The organism is Catenulispora sp. GAS73 (assembly GCF_041262085.1).
Taxonomy (GTDB): domain Bacteria; phylum Actinomycetota; class Actinomycetes; order Streptomycetales; family Catenulisporaceae; genus Catenulispora.
In genome coordinates, this window is the sequence record NZ_JBGCCM010000106.1 from 1 (window position 1) to 1,012 (window position 1,012).

Sequence of the window (1,012 nt, forward strand, 5' to 3'; positions counted from 1 at the left end):
AAAGACGCCGCGGCTTTGAGGATCTCGTTGGCCCGCCGTAGCTCGGCGTTCTCCCGCTCCAGCGCCTTGATCCGGGCGGCTTCCTCGGTGGTCACACCTGGGCGGGCGCCGGCGTCGATCTCGGCTTGGCGGACCCAGTTGCGCAGCGTCTGCGCGGTCCCGATCCCCAGTTTCGCCGCGATCGACTTGATCGCGGCGTCCCGGGACGGGTACTGGTCGGTCGTCTGCAGAACCAGGCGTACCGCCCGGTCCCGCAGGTCGGCGGGGTATGGCTTGACATGAGGCATAACGACTTGATCCTTACAAACAGATCGAGTCTGGATCAAATCCGGAGCGGTTCACACAGCAACAGCGATGCGGCTTGATTCCGCCAAACCGGGCTGGTTCCGTCTACGGCGACGACGCGGCGAGGGACCCAGAACCCGGCGACCACAAGCAACACCGCCACCGAACAACGCAACGCAGGCAACAGCGGATAGAAAGCCGACCAGTCGCGGGCCGCCGCCGAAGCGCCGGACGCGCGGGTCGCCCCCTCGCTGTAGAGCGCCCGCCGGAGGCCTCAAGGTGCCCACCACGCACGACGATTGCCGCCTACGACATGCGCAGTGACTCGGACCGCCGCGCGATCGTGCCCACGAAAACCGCCAGCCGCCAGCGCACTGCCGCAGAAGCCTGAACCACAGCGCGGTCGTGTCAGCGAAAACCGGCGGCCGCCAGCGCGACATGCGGGGCTCAACCGAACTGCGTCCCCCTGCGAGGTCATCAAACCTTTGGCGAAGCCGTAAAAATCGCCTGTGAACCCACAGACAAACTGCACCCGGCCAGTCCACCGAACACCCGCACGCACCCCCGCCCAGCACCGCCGCCGCCACCAACCACCACCACCACCCCACAAGCCACAAGCCACAAGCCGACAACCGACAACCGACAACCGACAACCGACAACCGACAACCGACAACCGACAACCGACAACCGACAACCGACAACCGACAACCGACAACCGACAACCGA

1 protein-coding gene is annotated in these 1,012 nt (G+C 66.0%); it reads right to left on the reverse strand.

Annotated features, from left to right (window positions below):
- Positions 1-287, reverse strand: a 287-nt coding sequence (locus ABH935_RS50890) for a transposase (RefSeq protein ID WP_370385246.1), incomplete at its 3' end; no start/stop codon positions are given.
- Positions 288-1,012 lie beyond the last annotated feature (725 nt).